The following is an 18141-nucleotide window of genomic DNA, read 5'->3' as shown; positions in this document are numbered from 1 at the left end:
GCTCAGCGGCCGCCTTTGCCTGCACTGCCGAACTGCGTGCAGAGGTCGGTGACCATCGCGAAAATGTCACTCCGCGTGTGCTTGAACAGCGACGGCGGATCCCACTTGTTGTTCTGCTCGGCCTGCTTCAGGAACGCCAGGCTGGACTGCATGTACGTCTCCTTGAGCGCGGTGGAGATGTTGACCTTCGCGCAGCCGCGGGCGATGAGGTCGGCGAACTGCTCGCTGCTCAGGCCGCTGCCTCCGTGCAGGGCGATCGGCACGTTGCGGGCCTCGACGATCTGCGTGACGCGTTCGACGTCGAGCACGGGTGCCGCCTTGTAGCTGCCGTGGGCGTTGCCGATGGAGGGGGCGAAGACGTCGATACCGGTGGCGTCGATGAACGCGAGCGCCGTCTCGAGGCTCTGCTGCTTGGACACCTCGTCCGACCCGTGGTCGTCCTCGACACCGGTGATCGCTTCGATCTCTCCCTCCACCTGGGCGCCGTAGCTGCGGGCCTCGGCCACGACGTCGATGGTCTGGCGCTGGTTCTCCTCGACGGGCAGGTTGGAGGCGTCGAACAGCACCGAGTTCCAGCCGGCCTTGAGGCATTCGGTGACCACGTCGCGGTCGGGGCAGTGGTCCAGGTGCAGCGTGACGGGCACCTCGATGCCGCGCGTCATCGACTGCCACAGATCGAACAGCACGCGGGAGCCGATGCTGCGCACGGTCTTCACCGACGTCTGCAGGATCACCGGCGAGTTCGCCTCGACGGCTCCTGCGAGCACGGCCTCCATCGTCAGGTCATTGAAGATGTTGATCGCGGGCACGCCGTAACGCGCTTGGAATGCCGGATCAACAATGTCCTTCAGGGGTACAACACCCACAACAAATCCTCCTGGCTAGGCTCCTCCCCACGGTAGACGGGCGGCGCGCGGGCCGGTATGGGGGTTACCCCTCCCCTGTCTCTGGGGGTAATCACCACCTCGCCAGCGGCGGGCATCGGTGGTTGAGTTGGGCGCGGCTGTTTACCGCCCCACTCCCCCACTTCAACGACGAAGGACACCATGGCTACTGGATCAGTACTTGAAACCATCACCGCCGAGGAAGCGCGCCGCGTCATCGACGCTGCCGCCGCGAAGGCCACCGAGATCGGCCAGCCGATGGACATCGCCGTGGTCGATGCCGGAGGGAACCTCAAGGCGCATGTCCGCATGGACGGCGCGAACATCGGCAGCATCACCATCGCGATCAACAAGGCCTACACGTCCATCGCGTTCCAGTGCGAGACGGGCGACCTGCAGGGCGCCACCCGGCAGGACGGGCCCATCTACGGGCTGAGCGACGCCCACGGCGGCCGGCTGGCGGTGTTCCCCGGCGGCATCCCGCTGGTGCGCGACGGCAGCATCATGGGCGCCATCGGCGTCTCCACCGGCACCATCGAGCAGGACCAGGAGGTTGCCTCGGCGGGTGCCGCTGCCTACTGAGGCGCGTCCTGCTGCAGGGTCAGCGCGCTAGAACCGGGCCATCCTCATGTGACGTGCCGGACTCGGCGATCCGCTTGATGGCGGCGAGCGTCTTCGGGATGCCGTCGAGCGCCTGTCGGGCCCGATCGATGATCTGCGCGGGCGCATCATCCCCGAACTTCTCCTCGAACATGGCGATGCCGCCCGGCAGGAAATCCCAGGATTCGGTCAGAGTGGTCCCGGTGCCGACAGGCGTCAGTGTGTAGCCCCAGCGAACCCTGTCGCCGCCGACCACCCAGGCGAACTCACTGCCGCGCTCTGCGGCCACGACCTGCGACCGGGTCTCCCAGGTGCGGTGCGGAAGCTCATTGTGCCCTGTGAACCAGGCACCGATCTGGCCTGCATTGACGTTGTCCTCCCACCAGCACTGCGTACACACCGGACTCCACTCGCCGGTGCGGGTGATGTCGGAGACCAGGTCGTAGACGGTCTCGGCTGACGCCTGGATGGTGATGGACTCCCGATGATGAAGGATCTCTGTCTGACTCATGAGCCCATTCTCACAGAGCTATCAGAGCTTCTCCTGCCCGGTCCCTCACTACCGCGGGAATCGGCTGCAGCGATCTGTGCCCGCATAGACTGGGTTCTCGCGCTGGCTACGGAGGGCCCCACATGTTTAACACCGAACGAACCGGCACCGGAAAGCCACTCGTCCTCGTGCATGGCCTCGGCTCGAGCGTCCGCACGTGGGACCCCGTCCTCCCTTCGCTGCAGGAACAGCGCGAAGTCATCGCCATCGACCTCCCCGGGTTCGGCAGCAGCGAGCCGCTCGCGGGCGAGGTGACCATCGCGACCCTCACGGACGCCGTCGAGCAGTTCCTCGAGCAGGAGAACTTGCGCGACGCGGATATCGTCGGAAGCTCGATGGGTGCGCGGATCGTGGTCGAGCTGGCGCGGCGGGGTCACTCCGGCAACGTCGTCGCCCTCGATCCCGGAGGATTCTGGAACGATACCCAGGTGCGCATCTTCAATGGCAGCATCACCGCGTCCATTGCGCTGGTACGGCGCCTCCAGCCCGTCCTGCCGTCACTCGTCCAGCAGGCTGCGGGCCGGACGGCGTTGCTCGCCCAGTTCTCCGCGGCCCCCTGGAAGCTCGACCCGGACCTCGTCCTGACGGAGCTCCGCGGATTCGCCACCTCGCCCAGTCTTGACGAAGCGCGTAAGTCGCTCGCGCACGGACCGCGCCAGGCAGGCGCGCCACAGGGGACGATCAAGGGCACGCTGGCGTTCGGCTGGGGCCGGTCGGACAGGGTCACCCCGCTCAGTGAGGCCGCCGTCGCCATGTCTCTCTATCCGGATGCCACCCTGCACGTCTTCGAGGACTGCGGGCACTTCCCGCACTGGGACCAGCCGCAAGACACAGCCCGGTTCATCCTCGACGCCACCGCCGCTAAATCTTCGTAACTATCCTCCGAGCCGCACACCTGGCAAGCGTGCTGGTGGCGCCTCAGTACGTAGGCTGAGGACGGGCGCCGGCGCCTACTTGGAGTTCGCCCTCGACTAGCCCTGGTGCTGCATCCCCACCAGCATGGTGCGGTTGCGGGCGCCCGTCTTCCGCAGCATCGCGCCCACGTGCTTCTCGACCGTCTTCACCGAGATGGCGAGCCGGGTGGCGATCTGCTTGTCGGCCAGCCCTTCGATCAGCAGGTCGCGGACTTCAAGTTCGCGGGCCGTGAGGCGGACGGTCGAGCTCTCCTTGGTGGCGGCGTCGCCGGTGGCCTCGGTGAAACGGGTGAAGACGGCGCCGTCGAGCAGCGCATCACCGCGGGCCGCAGCGACAACTACGCGAGCCACTTCGGCCGGCGTCGAGGCGAGCGAGAGAAATCCCCGCACGCCCGACGCCGCCGCGAGCCGCAGTTGCTCGAGGGTGGGCTGGTCGACGACGGCCACCACCGGCCGGTCGACGGATTCCTCTGCCAGCCCCGTCTGCTGGGAAGCGGTGTACTGCTCGAGGAGTGGCCAGTCGAGCACGATCATGTCCGGCTGCAGCAGCGAGATCGATTCCACGAGGTCTTCGAGGCCGCCCGGCTCCCCCATGACCTGTACGGATGGTTCGGAGGTCTCGAGCAGGCGGACCAGGCCTGCGCGCACCAGCGGCTGGGTGCAGGCGACGAGCACCTTCCACCGCTCGCGGGACACTTCCCCGTTGGCGGAGTAGGGCACTTCCGCGCGGACGCTGGTTCCCCAGCCCTGCGTCGAGTCGACGGAGAGGTCGCCGCGCAGGTAGTGGGCGCGGGCCGCCATGCCGTGGAGTCCCAGGCAGGCGGACGACGACGGCGACCCTTCCGTGCCGCGCGTTGCGGCAGCGTCGAACCCGCGGCCATTGTCCTCGATCACGGCGGCAATTCCGGTGGCGTTGTAGAACAGGCCCACCCGGCAGGTGGTGGCACGGGCGTGCACGACGACATTCCCCACGGCTTCCTGCACGATCATGAACACCTGATGAGCCACCTCGGGCGCTAGGTCGTGGGGTTCTCCGACCACCAGGAGCGTGGCGTCGAGGGGGTAGAGGGCTTCCACGCGGTCCAGTTCGGTGCGGACCGCCTCCTCGAGGGTGTTGCCAGTGAGGCTGGAGGGGCCGAGCCCGAGGACTGTGCGGCGGGTTTCGAAGAGGGCTTCGTGGGCGAGGACCCGGGCGGAGTCGATGTGCTGGGTGGACGGCGACCCGCCGGGGGTGGCCTTGTCGGCGCGGTCGAGATGAAGAAGCAGGGATCCGAGGGAGCGGCCGATGGTTTCGTGGACGTCGCGCACGGCCCGTTCGCGCTCTCCGGCGACGGCTGCCTCGCGTTCCTTGGCTGCGGCGGCATTGTGGAGGCGGGAGTTCATGATGGCGATGGCGGCGTGGTTGGCGAAGAGCTCCACGAGCGATGCTTCGGCAGGGGTGAAGGCTCGGCCGGGTCCGTTGCTGAAGATGGCGAAGGTGCCGATGATCGCCCCGTCCCAGGAGATGGGGACGCCGATGACAGCGCTCCCCCAGCGTGGGTCGCTCGGGTGGATGTGACCGGTGGGGACGGAGGCGTAGCGATCGAGGATCACGGTGCCGCGTTGCTTGACGATCTGACCTGTGAGGCCTTCGGTGAGGGGGAAGGTCTGGCCCTCGTGGCAACCGACGCCCTGATCCACTTCCTTGCGGTAATAGCCCTCGGCTTCGTGGACGATCGAGATGGAGCCGCTCTCGCAGCCGAGGAGGGCGACGGCGTGGCCGAGGACGCGTTCGAGGAGCGGGACCAGCTCGAACTGGCCGGCGAGGTCGCCGGCCAGTTCGGTGATGCGGTCGAGTTCGGATCTTGGGGTGATGAGGGGCTGCTGGGGGCGGTCCGGTGTGGAGAGCTGCTGCATGCAAGGCACCTGTCTGCGACAACCCGGCGCGGCGCTGCGCACGGGCCTTCAGGATAGCTAGGAGGGCGTTGAAACGGTTCTGCACGCCGATGCTGCTTTCCGATAGCTACTCAGCAGGGCACTTTCCGACTTTACATTCGCGGTTCGCCGAAAGTCATCCAAGCGTCTTCAACCGATTCAACCGATTCAACCGATTCAACCGAAACAAGGATGCTCAGCTGGAGTTGGGCCCACGCGTGGCCACTCTCGCCGGAGTCGGTCGCACCGCACCCGTACCTGCCAGTCGTCTGCGTCCCCTCGATGAAGTCGCCACGGCTCGGGTTGGTGGGGTAGCAGGTGCCTCGTTTTGAGTGTGCAGGATGCCACACCTACGTGGCCTCAAGTACGTAAACGAACAACAGCCTGCCGTCCCCGCATAACACGTGGTGCCGCGGATGCTGAGTCCCAAGAACCACAACCGGTATAAATAAGACTAGCGGGACCACTAAACCGGAACCGCACGCTCCACCACCGGTGCTGCTTACCACCCGTCGGAGTGACGTCAACCCCGGAGGAGCGCATATGGTACACAAACTGCTCGACATCACTCCTACACCAGATGTCCTAGTAGCCCTCACACGTACACCTATCAGCCCACTCGACGCTCTGAGTGAGCTCGTCGATAACGCAATCGACTCGTTTAGGGCAGCCGCGACCGGTGGAAGCCTGTCACCGGTGCGGCAGGTCCTCATTGAAGTCCCGGGCAGCGCGGAGGTGGACAAGGGCGAGGGACTCATCCGCGTGCGCGATACAGGAGCCGGTCTTTCCGAGGAGCAGATAGCAAACGCGATGCGCGCCGGTTTCAGCAGCAAGAACCAATTCGACACTCTCGGTCTTTTCGGAATGGGATTCAACATAGCGACAGGCAAGCTCGGCCGTGTCACTCGTGTGATCTCGGCACGCGAGGAAGACGACTACGCTGTGGAGGTCGTTTTGGACCTTCCAAAACTGATCCAGGACGGCGCCTTTGCGGTCAACGCGGAACGCACGGCAAAACCGCAGGGGATCTCGCACGGCACCATTGTCGAAATCAAGGGGTGGTGGCCGTCCGGCGATGCAAATAGCGGGTTCATCAAAGACCTCGCGAAAATCCCTAAAAATACTCTTCGTGAACGCCTTGGACGGCGCTATAGCACACTGCTGCGCGGCGGGGTGAGTGATCCGGTGCACATCAGTGTTAACGGAGAGCGCTGCAAATCTTTTGAACACTGCGCATGGTCCGCTGAGCGCTTCGTGTCGCGCCAGAACCATGGTAATATCCCCGCCCGAATGGAGTTTGACGAAGTCATCGAGAGGTCCCGAAGGTGCCTTCGAGACGGCGCGGATTTCAACGGTACAACCCAGTGCCCTCGATGTGGAAGCAGCGCAAGCAAAGAGGTGGTGCACCGTGTACGGGGTTGGGTGGGGATTCAACGGTTCGACGATCAGGACGATTTTGGGATCGATCTGATTAGAAACGGACGTGCGATTCGGGTTGCCGAAAAGGCCTCCTTCTTCGAATATGCCGACGAGGTCAGAGGCAAGGCTGAGCGGGAGTACCCGGTTGACCAGCAGTATGGCCGCATTATCGGAGAAGTCCACCTCGACCAGGTTCCAGTGGACTTTCAAAAACAGAACTTTCAACAAGCCACCCCCGAGTGGCAGGCCGCGATGCACTACCTCCGCGGCGGATCGCTTCTGCCAACGAAGTGGCCGGTAGGGAAACCCAATGAATCACCTGTCTCACTGTTGTTTCAGGGCTATCGTAAAGTTCGGAACATCGGTCGAGGCGACATGTACATGGGGCAGTACGACCCGGTTAAGGAAAAGGCCGCTCGTATTCCTCGCGAGGTTGAACGAGAGTACCACCAGAAATTCCTGCGCCGTGTTCCCGGCTACTACGACGACGAAAAGTGGTGGGAGCTCGTCGAGAGTGCGGGCCAGTCTCCCATCACGGCAACTGTCGAATGCTCCGAGTGTGGTTACCAGAACGTCAAGAGCGCTGAAACTTGTGGTGACTGTGGGCACGTCCTCATCGCCAAGCATTGCCGCAACTCGGAGTGCAAGGAGGAGATCGCTCAGTCAGACCTCACCTGCACGTATTGCGGGGCATCACAGGTGCCGGAGATAGAAATGCCTTGGTCGTGCGCGTTCTGCGGGACCGCAAACAAGGCGGGCGACGAAAAGTGCATCATGTGCAACAACATCAAGGGCACGCCGCATCCGGGGAGCCCAGAATCTTTGCTACCGCTTTCCGAGGAGCGCCCGGAGCTCTCTGCCTCCTCTCTGACTATCACAATGGGTAACGGAAGGCCGAGTAGCCCCCTCGAGGTCGTTGTGCGCTCCACGCAGCGGAGCATCATGGCCACGTACGGCAGAGACCCCGTGCCACTGGTAATCGAGCGCAAGCCAGGCATGTTGTCCGTGTACGTCGACTTGAACCATTCCGCGTTCACGGCTCTGGGACTCAAGCCCGAATACCTCATCGCTGCAGAGGCAGCCCAATACCTGCACGCTCTTCATGCAACCCTGCATGGCAGGCCTGAGCACACAATCTCAGCCCTGATGACGGAAACGTTAAGAAAGGGATGGGGCTACTCGGTCACGGAGACTGCCGACACCGTGGGGGCTCAGATCAAGAACCTGTTCAACCTCATTATGGAAAAGCTAGTAGCGGCGCCGACAGCCGAAAGTTTCTACGAAGAGCTCGACGAGGTACAGCAACGTTCGATGGCCGAGTCAATGATTACTTCGGGCATCGACCTATCGGAGCTCACCAGCCTTAAAAAGTCCGGCGGGTATCTTCGCTTCTGCGACAGGGACACTCTCGCCTCTTTCTTCGACAGCCATCCTGAGAGCTGGTTCGATGGGCGAGTGTGGTCCGACGGCTGGCCTGAGGAGTCCGAGTTTGGCCCTGTGGTCGCTGAGAAGCTTCGGGAAGAACTACATCTCAAGTACTTGCGCTGTCTTCAGGACTGCGCCTCGTACCTACGTTACGGGCAGCCGGAGCGGTTGCTCGTCATTCGAGCCAGCGCTGCTGCTGAATTCCTGGGTGACAAACTGTCATGACACAACGCATCGCCACTGCTGCGCTGCTTCACGGCACAGGATGGCAAGCTCTCGAGCGCACCGTACAGCGAGTGCTAATCGGCCGCGGCTACACCGGAGTGCGACTGGCCGGCGCTTCGGGGGACGGAGGCGCCGATGTGATCGCCACCCTTCGAGGACGGCGTTGGCTTTTCCAAGTCAAACGGTGGCGCGTGCCCGTGGGGGCTGAGGTAATAACGGAGACAGTTGCGGCCTGCCACCGCTATGAGGCGGATGTCCCCGTGGTTGTGAGCCTGAACGGGTTCGACGCAAAATCCAAGGCGCAGCGGGCTAATCTCATGGCCAGCGGCGTTGAACTGCAGCTCTGGGACCTCCAGACCCTTATCCGTCAAGCGGAGAGGGTCCCCGAGGAGCCCCTCTCTCAAAGGGAGCCCGAAAAATACCAGCTGCGAACCTACCAGGCGGACGCCGTGGACAGCATGATGGGTGAGTTGGTCGACGGGTCACGCAGCTCTCTTGTTGTGCTAGCGACCGGACTGGGAAAAACTTATGTTGCAGCAGAGTTCTACCGGCGCTTCACCATGAGCCGTCCAGGCGTCAAGACGCTCGTTCTTGCCCACCGCAACGAACTTGTTTACCAACTGGAGCGGTCATTCTGGCCACTGCTGCCGGCCTCTCGGTCGACCGGAGTGTGGAACGGCAACGAACGCCCCTCCCCTGGGGTCCTTGCAGACTGCGATATCGTATTCGCCTGCGTCGATAGTGTTGCGAGCTTCGTGTCGTCCGGTGGAACCCTCAGCGATTACGGGCTCGTCATCGTGGACGAGTGCCATCATCTCGGGACGAGCATGTACGACACCGTGCTAGGGGACCTTTCCGCTGGGGACGGCGGGGCATTCCTCGTAGGTATGACTGCTACTCCGTGGCGCCCAGACGGAGAAGGGCTGCATGAGTGGTTCGACTTCCCCGTAGCGGATGTGGACATGGTGCGGGGCCTCAGGGAGGGGTACCTGGCGAACGTTGACTATCGAATGTACACCGACAATATCGACTGGGACTCGTTGGCATCCGGCTTGTCGAAGAATGCACCCGCACTCTCTCCGCGGGGCATCAATCGCACCCTGTTCATCGACGAGTGGGACGATGCCGTCGCGGATCGGTTGCACGAAGCATGGAAAGAGCAAGTGCAACCCCGGGGAATAGTTTTTTGCGGCACCATCGACCACGCTGAACGCATGGCCGGGCGCATCAATGCGCTCGGCTTCACGAGCGCCCAAGTCATTGCGTCGCGCACGTCGGAAGGCAAGGCTGTAGACGCCGCGACACGGAACAGAATTTTGTGGGACTTCGCTGATGGCCGCACAGGCATCCTTTGCGCCGTCGACGTCCTCAACGAAGGCGTCGATGTCCCCGACGTCAACATCGTTGTCTTCCAGCGGGTCACGCACAGCAGGCGAATTTTTGTCCAGCAGCTCGGCCGAGGTTTGAGGCTGGCGCCCCACAAGGACCGGGTCGTAGTACTGGACTTCGTCTCCGATATCCGCCGCTTTGCCGCCGGCCTCGAGCTACAGAACTCGCTGAGCACATCAATAGGTCGGCGTGACCCCAGGGTGAAAATTGGCAACAAGGTCACTTTCATGCGGGCCAACGACGAGGACGTCGCGGGGGCGGACTTCCTCCGCGAATGGCTCGGCGACCTGAACGCAGTCGAGAACGCCGACGAAGACGCCCACATTCTTCGGTACCCTCCTGAAGATGTCGTAGCCAGAGTAATCAAGGGATAGGCACAAAAACGCCATGCCAAAAACAACCGCTAACCACCAGCAGAGCTGGAACAGCCTCAAACCAGACTCCCTGTACGCAGTGGAGCAACTTCGAGATCAGCTGGCAGCCCCGGCAGAATCTCTGCAAGACATAGTTGACGCGTACCTGATCGCCAAACGGTCACTGGCGGAGTCTATGCAGGCCCTACTGCGTGAGAGCTTGCCGGAAAAGTGCGCCACTTTTCACGACCTGCGTGAGCAGCTGGCTAACGCACTCTTCGCACGTTATGGAGGAAGAGTCCCTGGCCGGTACTTGAAGGTTCCGTACGGGACGCGCGTGCACGAAGAGCTATTCACCATCCTTCTCGAACACCAGGGAAGGCCCGTTCCAGCGATGATGCTTCGCATTATCAGCGCTGATTCTGTCCACACTGAACGGAGAATGCGGGAATTGCGCGAACTGGGTCTTAATATCAACGCAGGCAAAGCACAGGGAGTGGACGTTTACACTCTGGAATCCCTCGAGATCGATATTAGTCTCCTGTCGGCAATTCCGAAGAACCTCATCAACCAGGACAAATCATTGCAGACACCGGAGAAGGGAGCCCTTATCTCCTACTTGAATTAGCCAGCGCAGGTCTTTGTTGGCCTGAGGGACCGCAACGACCCGTCCAAGCTAGACCCGCTAGGCGTGGTAGATCCAGTAGATGCCAATCCTGTTGCTGGTTGCCGAGTAGATGTGCAACCCCGGGATTATCGAGAAACTGATGATTAACCGAACCAATCGTGACCACCTGGACAGCCCCCTCTGCCGCCGCCGGATCGCGGCGCTGACCAGTTGCGAGGAAGCCGTCCAGCACGGCGGACTGGCTGACGGGCGAGGGTAGACGCCACGCCGACCTGTATTCACCGACGTCCAAGCTGGAGGTCACCCCGCCTCTCACCTGGGATCGACTGACTAGGCACTAACTACACAAGTGGGCCGAGGCCGGGTCAGCAGTGTTTATTTGAAGACTGCCGCCATTCCTCAGCTGATCCTAGAACGTGCAGCTGACTCCGCGAATGCCAGGTGGCGGTGATGGTCGGCTTGACCGGTGAATGCTTTGAAATCACCAAGCCGGTAAGCCAGGCCTTTCCTCGTCCTTTTCTTCTCGATGACGAAATCCTTGTCCAGGTTGGCAATGCGCTTCTCTAGGTCCAGTAACGCGTAGGGCTGGGACAGGCGTTCCAGTAAGTCTTCAAGGTACAGAAATTCTTCAGCCTCCCGCAGCGCGCGGTAGACGTCGTCGTGAATGCTGCGCTCAGCGACCTTCCGAGCGCCTTGGACCTCAGTCTCATGGTCGAGAGCCGCTCTAATCGAGCGGCCAACGGCCTCGGCTAAGGGCGGCGGGAACGCATTGCCGATCTGCCGGTACTGGGCAGTCTTACGGCCCGAGAACGCCCATTTCGTTTCTCCGTCCCAGCCCTGCAGGCGGGCCACCATTTCTACCGTGAGTCGCGGGGGTTTCTCTAGGAAGTGCGGGTCACCCGGCAGCGGGGCGTGATCAGCCACGCCCATGCCATCCACGTGCATGACGCGCCATGCTCGCTTGGCCCGCGTAGGGCCCAGATCGGCACCACCGTGCTTCTTGCTGCCGCCGACAATGGTGGGGGCAATCCCGGTAACCGCATCGGCCCACTCGTCCGCGTGGCGCCAGCCATTAGAGCCCATCAGATCCCGGAGGGCCTCACCTACGGGAACGTGCTCGGTAACGGGCTCTGGCCACTGAAAATACGGGGCGTCATCCTCCTTGAGAGCCACAAGCACGAAACGTGGCCGCAGCTGCGGAACCCCGTAATCGGAAGCTTGCAGTAACTTCCAATCCCCCACGTATCCGGCTTCAGCTAGGCGATCCAGCACAGCCTGACGATAGGCGGCGAATCGTGGCATTGACAGCCCGCGCACGTTCTCGAGCATCAGGGCCCGTGGCTGAATACGGGTGCACAGCTCCACGGCCCAGGCAAAGAGGTCCCGCTCATCGGCAGTACCTAGTTGCTTGCCCGCAATGGAGAACGGAGGGCAAGGCACCCCGCCTGCTAGCAGCGATACTCCCCGGTAATCTTCTGGTATCCATACGGCAGGGTCAGCAACATCCCCCGGAGCAATCTTCCAATTGGGGCGATTTGTCCGAAGGGTCTCCACTGGATAAGCATCGAGCTCAACAGCCAGCGCATGGCTGAAGCCGGCCCGTTCCAGGCCTAACGCCTGCCCTCCGGCTCCAGCACAAATTTCCACGACATCATGCGACACGCTTCACACACTCCCTTGTTGCCTCAGTCCGCCGCGTAGGTCGACCTAACTACCGGCCGAAATCTTGCCGCATGACCCGTAAAGCTGCAGGCTCTCATTTCCGCCGCTTACTGAGCCCTTGGTGGGGTGGCCTGCACCTGGCAAGGCGGCAGGATATTTACGAACTGGGGCTTCTGGCCAGGCTGAACCCGCGGCCGAACCTGCGGCTGGATAGCCTAGTCTAACTCAAGGAGGATTCCGGCCTTCCACGGCGCGCCATCCAAGCAGCGCCATGCGATCACCTGCTTAATAGTGCGGCTGTAACCCTGCCCACGGCTGCGGCATCAGATTCGTGTTCCCACAAGCTCACAGCCCCCTCTAGGGAACCCCTTTGAGCTAGATTAATTGAGTTTACCTCCCCTCAGTCTCGTTCACGCAGCCGGCCCCCGGTATCGCTGCGACTTTCGTATCGAGCCTTCGCCGACAACGCGTGCCCGGCCTTACATCGTTCTCACCCGCAGACGTTTAGCCGTCTTCGTTGACGACTGCTTCCGGCACAGCTGTCCGACACATGGACGAACGCCAAGCACCAACACTTCGTATTGGGGGCCAAAACTCGCCAATAATCGCGACCGGGACCAGCGGAACACGCGAGCACTGCAGGCGGCTGGATGGACAGTAGTGAAAATTCGGGAGCATGAAAACGCAGCTATCAGTATGGAGAGGGTGAGAGCAGCACTCGACTCCCGGGATTCACCGCAAGTCACTGGTTCCGCGTGACTCGTTCTGCATTTGCCATTCAATTAACGTACAAATGATGCAAGGGCGATGAGCCCCTGATCATTAGGGGCATGATACTAGTAGCATCGACATGAATCCTGTGCCATACCTCACTGCTCGCCAAATTAACCTTGGCACTGCGCAACGCGCTAACCTTAACGGCCGTCAACACGGACCTTGACCCGATGTCTAGCAATAACCCGATCCGGTTAGGAACCGCACGGTCGACGGGCTCCCGGGCACCAAGATGAACAACATAGCACGGGCGCCGGCCGCGACCACCTCTGGCTAGGATAGCGTGCCTCAATTGTCATCTCCGCCTACTTCGCCGTCGATCTGTTGTCCGGAACAAGCACGTCATACCGATCGAATGAGCGAGCATTACTGGCCTGCCGAACCACGGAGCGATTGCAGTTTAGGCAGTCCCTATCGAGCCCGCGTCTAAGTCGATTATATTAGCATAAGCGCTCGAGAACTCGGGAGTAACGAGGATACGGACATTAGCTTGCTGAAATCTTCGCCCTAATTCGTCACCCAACATGCGGTGCAGCGCAATCACAACTACTTGCAACGGGGTAAGACCAGAATCTTCAAGATAAACACTCATCGCCTGCGAACGCAGGGAACTTTCGACTGCGCTGACATCCACCTCGCATGCAGAAAGCAGACTATTGACCGTGATACAGAATCTGTATTGGTCAGCTGGACGAGCTGACGGTCGCCAAAATCGCAATAAGTCCTTCGCTCGCATTAGCTGGACTTCCGGCGCATTACTATCCCGCTGAAATTCGGTCGCGTCGGGCAGATTTGACATCAGTCCATCGAGCAACTCGAGAGAGGCCCGAACCTGTCCCGCCGCACGCCTGATTTTCCAACCGTGCGCACTTTCTTCACTGCTCTTGTACATTGCATCATGAGTCGCGCGCCACCAGGCGTATTGGACCGCAGTTCTAATCTGAATTTCGAAACGCCGCTCGAGCACCTTCCTGTTCTGTACGACGACTGGGCTGACCCTATTGCCCAGCCGAGCAATAACGTGGACGTCGTCGTAGGTGAAACTCTCCGCGGAATCAGAGGACCTTAGCTTCAGCTCGCCCTCAAAAATTTCCAACATGCGCCCTATCGCTTTGCCAAGCTCGTTTCGAGTCGGCACGACAACAGTACATGCGTACAGATCATGCAACTGACTGAGGGATGCTGACCCCGACTCCAACTTCGAAGTGCATGATTCTGGACTTTTGATTCGGTCGCTGAAAAGCCAATTTTCTTCTAAGCAAACCGCTCGCAGCCTTATTCCAACTAACTCAGCAAGTGGTTCGACTACAACAAGCGACGAATCATATGCTGCCATGATGCTGTCCGGAACCATCATGATTCGACTAGGCTTCTTTCAAAGCAGAGACAATAAGTTCGCGCCGGATCAACCTGGAGCTCTCTTTGTTGGTACCTTGCCGCACGGCGTCTGAGTATTTCAATTCATCTGCGCTACTCGGGTCCGAGAAGGCTTCGTGGAGTTTCCGAAGGACTACCTGCGCACTCTCCGGAGATGGTGTGTTTCGTCCTCTATCTAACTCAAGCACAGCGGACCAAAGGCTATAGAAGTCCCCGAGATTAGTCCACCTTGTCCCTTGTATATCTAGTTTATTCAACCACTCGAGAGCGGTGTAATATCGCAGGTCGGTCTCGTCTTCGTTGGAAATTTCCTCGTCATAAGACGAATAGTAGTCGTCCAATAGATTCGGACTACCGTCTAGTATCCCATGCATCGTCAGGAGATAGATCTCGGACACATATTCAACATCAAGCATTCTCGCAATTCTCGCTCGGCTTGCTACACCGACGTTCGTCCAAAAGGGATGCTCCGCCAAGTTAGTCATCTTAGTAATGAAAGCGCCCTCATATTGTGCTTTTCGCAACTCTTGGCGGTTCAATTTAGCGGTATTTTTATTTAGGCGTTCGAAGGCCGATTTTATCTCGGCATTTGTGCTTCGAGTGATATTCTCAACACTCAGTACATAATCAACGAAGGAATCTCGCAGCAAGTCCGAAAGGTCTGAGTAGTAGGCGCTCTCAAACCCTTCCTCCGCGAAGTACTGCCCGAGATGAAACTCGTCCTTAGTGAACGAAATGATGGTTTCTAGCCGCTGCTTACCGTCAATTACGTGATGAACCGTCGGACTACCAGGGCGTGTCTCTATCTCCAGGTAGATGGCAGGGCTGGGATAATTACGCAATATTGTATCGATATAGAAGCGCCTATACTCGTCATTCCAAACGGAACGCCTTTGGTATGTCGGCGCTAAGTCCAGCTGCAGGGAGCTGTCCATTTCAAGGAACCATTGAACAGTCTGCGTATTTGGCCGTCGCTGCATTTGTGCTCCCAATTTGTGGTGAGTATCTCTCGCAAATGTACACCACCACCATAGGCGCCGGGCGTCTGGCGCGGCGGTTCTGAACAGTGCACATTTATATGCAAGGTCTTCGATCAGGGATGAATTTATTCAACAAGGTTCGGCCCCATGGCGTGGTGGCTCATGGCGCGTCGTAGCTGATCCGGCGTGGTAGCCGTGACCGTCAGCGAAGCTGCGAACGCGAATCGGAGTTGTTCCCATAGGCTCACTGAGTGGGCCGCTCCCCCTGCTCCGACGGGAACGTTCGCCCAACCGCCCATCGTAGGTTGTTCGGACTGGCGACGTTCGTGAGCTTGGGAGCCGTTTCTAATAGTTAGGCCGCACCTGCTTGTCCTCGTCGTGCACCGCAGCGCTCACGAGCGTCGCTTAGAGCGGATCATACATATACTTTATCCGTTCGCCGCATCGAAGTCCGTCTTACTCAAGAATCTAACGAAATTAATTCCCTGACCCGTCAACTTCAACGTCGATCCTTGCAACTGCTGGCTTTCGTCATCTCTCGACCAACCTTTCGCCAATCGCCGCGCCCTACCCTTCTCGAGCTGAGCCGCTAGTTCCGCTGGACTATCAATGACCACTAGCCCCTCGCTTGCCAATTGCTCGAAGAGTACCTTGTAGTAGTTTTCCGATCTATTAAAGCCATCCGTGCTCAGCTTTTTAAGTACGAGAAGAGTGCCCTCTCTTACTCGGGCGAATTTTGCTTCTGCAATGTCGTAGAAGGCGCATAAAGCAAGAATGTGAGGTTCTTCAAGTCTCGCGATAATTCTAGTAAGTCTCTCCGCCTGACTCATCCATTTGCTCTCTGCCCCGACAACTAAGGCATGCTTAAGGCGAGCTCGCTTATTAGCCTCGGTGGTCTCCTGAAGCTGACGGATAACGAAGTGCAAGTTAGCGAGAAACTCATCCTTTTCGAGAGCGTCCAAACCTATGCGCTTCGACTCGAGTGCGTCTCCGAGCAACTGATGCAACTCTAGAATCTGGTTCTGCACTCTCCGGGACTCGGCCGCGGCGAGAGTTTTATTTATGGCGATGGCCATAGGGCCACCGATTACGGGGACCACCGCGGCTACAGATTCTAGAGCCCAGGCCCCACCCGCTTCGATCTTATCCTTGGTCTCTTCCCGCATAATTCCTAGATCTTGCTTCTAGGCGTGGTGACTGCCGGTAGTATATCCACTCCAATAGAGTCGAACGGTCCGGGGTTTGCTGAACGCGTCGCTTCCACCATCGAGGAAAAGTCGTCAATTGCTTTTGCAACTCGATCTTGAGATTTCAAGCCCATATCCGTCGCCGGTGATAACTGCTTCGAGAAGGCTAGTAGGGTTTCCACGATCGGAATCCAGCGGTCAGTAGCTTCGGATGGTGAGAAATTCTTCTTAAACGTCAGTTGGGTGCGATCGGTTACAGCTCGGCCAATGATGGTCTCAATGCACCCTCCTATTGCCGCCACAAAAAGCAAATTTGATCCGCGGGATCGAAAGTACTCCGCATGCCTGTTCTGGGCTTCGGTGCGATCGTTTACAGCGATTGACATAATCGCCTGCTTCGCTCGATCAACAGCCCGTAGGAGGCCGAAGACCAAAACGATGTGGCGGGCACTAACAGATTCCCGGAAAACACTTGCATATGTCGCATCGTTATCCCAGATCGTGCGTGTCTCGTTGTATGCCAAATTGGGACGCCCATGGAAGGCGGAGAGAGATTGGGCAACGGACGAGTCCGCTAAGAGCCCGCGTCGGCGAACAATTGCGTCACTTGCCCCACCACGCCGTCCTCCGCGATATTCCGCATCGGGAACCTTCGCGAACTCGGCTCGCAAACGCTCCTGAATGGGATCTCTGCTGCGGAAGTCCGTCGCTTCAACCTTATTCTGGGTGTTGTTGAACCGGACAATATCCTCCAGTACCGAAGGATCAGTACACTTTACGAAGCGTGTCATTACTGCCGCTTCCTTGAGCTTCTCGGCTTCCTTAGTCGAGAGCTCGCCGATAGCTCCAGTTGTTTGGCCACCATTTACGATACCGATACCGCTCACCTTAAGTTCACGGGAAGCGGCATCATGCGAATAGTCGTTAACAAGTATAGTTATTCCATTGTTGAATATCGCAAAGTTTTTTGGTGCCGACTTGGCCGTCTCTTTTATTCCAAAGTTGATGTTGCTCGCAGAACGCACCATCCCTAAATAATCCCGGATGTTCGGTGACATGAGCTGTGTTGTGTGCGTTGACCAGATTTCACGAAGGGCATCCGCTGCAATAGCGGTGGAGAATGCACTCCACCCATCGGCGCTTAATTCGAATCCACCAGGCACTTCGAAGACGAAGTCATCATCGACGAGAATTGGAGCCTGGGTTCGAGAGTATTCTTTCTCAAGTTGATTCTGACCAATCTCAAGAAAAGCAACGTCAACGTCCGATTCGGGAAACTCGCGCTTTATAAGCGCGTCTGCGGTCGTGGCAGCCTGTCCAAGTTCTCGCTGGACATTCGCGGACTCAGGTAAGTTGTGTACGTACCAGATTTCGAATTCAGCTACGGTACCGGCAGCAAGTGCGGAACGAACCTCTACCGCTGCTCCGCGAAGTGTTTCTGGGACCGTCTCCAGCGGCCCTGCCAGGAGCCAACTTACGGCCGTGTTGGCGTCAGCCGCCTTGTCCTCAGGTGCTGACGATCTAGCGGTTTTAGCCTCATAGCCCTGACCCACGATGACCTTAGTGCCGTCGTATACCACGGCGACTAGGTCGCATTTCTTATCGTTGCTATGGTCGGTAAGGGCGTTAGCGGCGAAAGTATCAATGTCGTCGAGACTAAGCCTCATCTGAGCAATGAACAGGAGGAGAGCGTTCGGGCCGTAGGTGGAAAGATCGTCTCGCGCTTGAAACGCTCTGTAGCCGGGCCGGTCGGCACTGGCCTGATGTTTCTGCATGCGTACTCCTTCGTGTCGTCCCGCCATTGTAGAAGTAACCCGGACACCTTTCCTGTGTTGGATAGCGCGCGGCTAGCGCCCACGG

13 protein-coding genes are annotated in these 18141 nt (G+C 59.4%); 5 read left to right on the top strand and 8 right to left on the bottom strand.

Annotation, left to right across the window (positions count from 1 at the left end):
* Positions 1-2: 2 nt before the first annotated feature.
* On the bottom strand, positions 3-866 hold the full coding sequence (locus tag IWX75_RS07180; RefSeq protein ID WP_196821557.1) for a class II fructose-bisphosphate aldolase: 864 nt from the start codon (positions 864-866) through the stop codon (positions 3-5).
* Between the two features lie 180 nt (positions 867-1046).
* Between IWX75_RS07180 and IWX75_RS07175 the strand changes: the two genes are divergently transcribed.
* Positions 1047-1466, top strand: a complete 420-nt coding sequence (locus tag IWX75_RS07175; RefSeq protein WP_196821556.1) for a GlcG/HbpS family heme-binding protein — start codon at positions 1047-1049, stop codon at positions 1464-1466.
* 19 nt (positions 1467-1485) lie between these two features.
* Here IWX75_RS07175 and IWX75_RS07170 read toward each other — a convergent pair whose 3' ends face one another.
* Positions 1486-1995 carry an SRPBCC family protein gene (locus IWX75_RS07170; protein ID WP_196821555.1) on the bottom strand — a complete coding sequence of 170 codons (510 nt, stop codon included), beginning with the start codon at positions 1993-1995 and terminating at the stop codon, positions 1486-1488.
* Positions 1996-2117: 122 nt separating this feature from the next.
* Between IWX75_RS07170 and IWX75_RS07165 the strand changes: the two genes are divergently transcribed.
* The gene (locus IWX75_RS07165; protein ID WP_196821554.1) at positions 2118-2909 is read left to right on the top strand and encodes an alpha/beta fold hydrolase; all 792 of its coding nucleotides are present in this window, start codon (positions 2118-2120) and stop codon (positions 2907-2909) included.
* Positions 2910-3005: 96 nt separating this feature from the next.
* Here the strand turns inward: IWX75_RS07165 and IWX75_RS07160 are convergent, their stop codons facing one another.
* Positions 3006-4844, bottom strand: coding sequence for a hybrid sensor histidine kinase/response regulator transcription factor (locus IWX75_RS07160; RefSeq protein WP_196821553.1), 1839 nt, complete (start codon positions 4842-4844; stop codon positions 3006-3008).
* A gap of 561 nt (positions 4845-5405) precedes the next feature.
* Between IWX75_RS07160 and IWX75_RS07155 the strand changes: the two genes are divergently transcribed.
* From IWX75_RS07155 to IWX75_RS07145, 3 genes are read left to right on the top strand one after another with little or no spacing between them, the layout of a single operon-like run.
* A complete protein-coding gene (locus IWX75_RS07155; RefSeq protein WP_196821552.1) occupies positions 5406-7931 on the top strand; it encodes an ATP-binding protein in 2526 nt (841 codons plus the stop codon).
* The gene (locus IWX75_RS07150; RefSeq protein ID WP_196821551.1) at positions 7928-9694 is read left to right on the top strand and encodes a DEAD/DEAH box helicase family protein; all 1767 of its coding nucleotides are present in this window, start codon (positions 7928-7930) and stop codon (positions 9692-9694) included. The genes IWX75_RS07155 and IWX75_RS07150 overlap by 4 nt, the downstream gene beginning before the upstream one ends.
* Positions 9695-9707: 13 nt before the next feature.
* A complete protein-coding gene (locus tag IWX75_RS07145; RefSeq protein WP_196821550.1) occupies positions 9708-10301 on the top strand; it encodes a hypothetical protein in 594 nt (197 codons plus the stop codon).
* Between the two features lie 399 nt (positions 10302-10700).
* On the opposite strand, the gene IWX75_RS07140 is transcribed toward IWX75_RS07145, so the two are convergent.
* The 5 genes from IWX75_RS07140 to IWX75_RS07120 form a co-directional block, all read right to left on the bottom strand.
* Entirely contained in the window at positions 10701-11963 is a 1263-nt protein-coding gene (locus tag IWX75_RS07140) for a DNA cytosine methyltransferase (RefSeq protein WP_196821549.1), read from the bottom strand.
* A 1174-nt stretch (positions 11964-13137) separates the two neighbouring features.
* Positions 13138-14094, bottom strand: a complete 957-nt coding sequence (locus tag IWX75_RS07135) for a hypothetical protein (RefSeq protein ID WP_196821548.1) — start codon at positions 14092-14094, stop codon at positions 13138-13140.
* Between the two features lie 7 nt (positions 14095-14101).
* Positions 14102-15049, bottom strand: a complete 948-nt coding sequence (locus tag IWX75_RS07130) for a DUF262 domain-containing protein (RefSeq protein ID WP_196821547.1) — start codon at positions 15047-15049, stop codon at positions 14102-14104.
* 473 nt (positions 15050-15522) lie between these two features.
* On the bottom strand, positions 15523-16260 hold the full coding sequence (locus IWX75_RS07125) for a hypothetical protein (protein ID WP_196821546.1): 738 nt from the start codon (positions 16258-16260) through the stop codon (positions 15523-15525).
* Positions 16261-16265: 5 nt separating this feature from the next.
* On the bottom strand, positions 16266-18056 hold the full coding sequence (locus IWX75_RS07120) for an AIPR family protein (protein WP_196821545.1): 1791 nt from the start codon (positions 18054-18056) through the stop codon (positions 16266-16268).
* Positions 18057-18141 lie beyond the last annotated feature (85 nt).

This window comes from Arthrobacter sp. CAN_A6, from assembly GCF_015751715.1.
GTDB lineage: Bacteria > Actinomycetota > Actinomycetes > Actinomycetales > Micrococcaceae > Arthrobacter_D.
Note: the sequence above shows the minus strand (reverse complement) of the source record. Positions and strands in the feature narration are given on the sequence as shown.

Bases quoted from the DNA above. Each gene is read 5' to 3' on its own strand.
- IWX75_RS07170 (WP_196821555.1), bottom strand. From the start codon at position 1,995: ATGAGTCAGACAGAGATCCTTCATCATCGGGAGTCCATCACCATCCAG.
- IWX75_RS07125 (WP_196821546.1), bottom strand. From the start codon at position 16,260: ATGCGGGAAGAGACCAAGGATAAGATCGAAGCGGGTGGGGCCTGGGCT.
- IWX75_RS07130 (WP_196821547.1), bottom strand. From the start codon at position 15,049: ATGGACAGCTCCCTGCAGCTGGACTTAGCGCCGACATACCAAAGGCGT.
- IWX75_RS07155 (WP_196821552.1), top strand. From the start codon at position 5,406: ATGGTACACAAACTGCTCGACATCACTCCTACACCAGATGTCCTAGTA.
- IWX75_RS07145 (WP_196821550.1), top strand. From the start codon at position 9,708: ATGCCAAAAACAACCGCTAACCACCAGCAGAGCTGGAACAGCCTCAAA.
- IWX75_RS07135 (WP_196821548.1), bottom strand. From the start codon at position 14,094: ATGATGGTTCCGGACAGCATCATGGCAGCATATGATTCGTCGCTTGTT.
- IWX75_RS07120 (WP_196821545.1), bottom strand. From the start codon at position 18,056: ATGCAGAAACATCAGGCCAGTGCCGACCGGCCCGGCTACAGAGCGTTT.
- IWX75_RS07160 (WP_196821553.1), bottom strand. From the start codon at position 4,844: ATGCAGCAGCTCTCCACACCGGACCGCCCCCAGCAGCCCCTCATCACC.
- IWX75_RS07175 (WP_196821556.1), top strand. From the start codon at position 1,047: ATGGCTACTGGATCAGTACTTGAAACCATCACCGCCGAGGAAGCGCGC.
- IWX75_RS07150 (WP_196821551.1), top strand. From the start codon at position 7,928: ATGACACAACGCATCGCCACTGCTGCGCTGCTTCACGGCACAGGATGG.
- IWX75_RS07165 (WP_196821554.1), top strand. From the start codon at position 2,118: ATGTTTAACACCGAACGAACCGGCACCGGAAAGCCACTCGTCCTCGTG.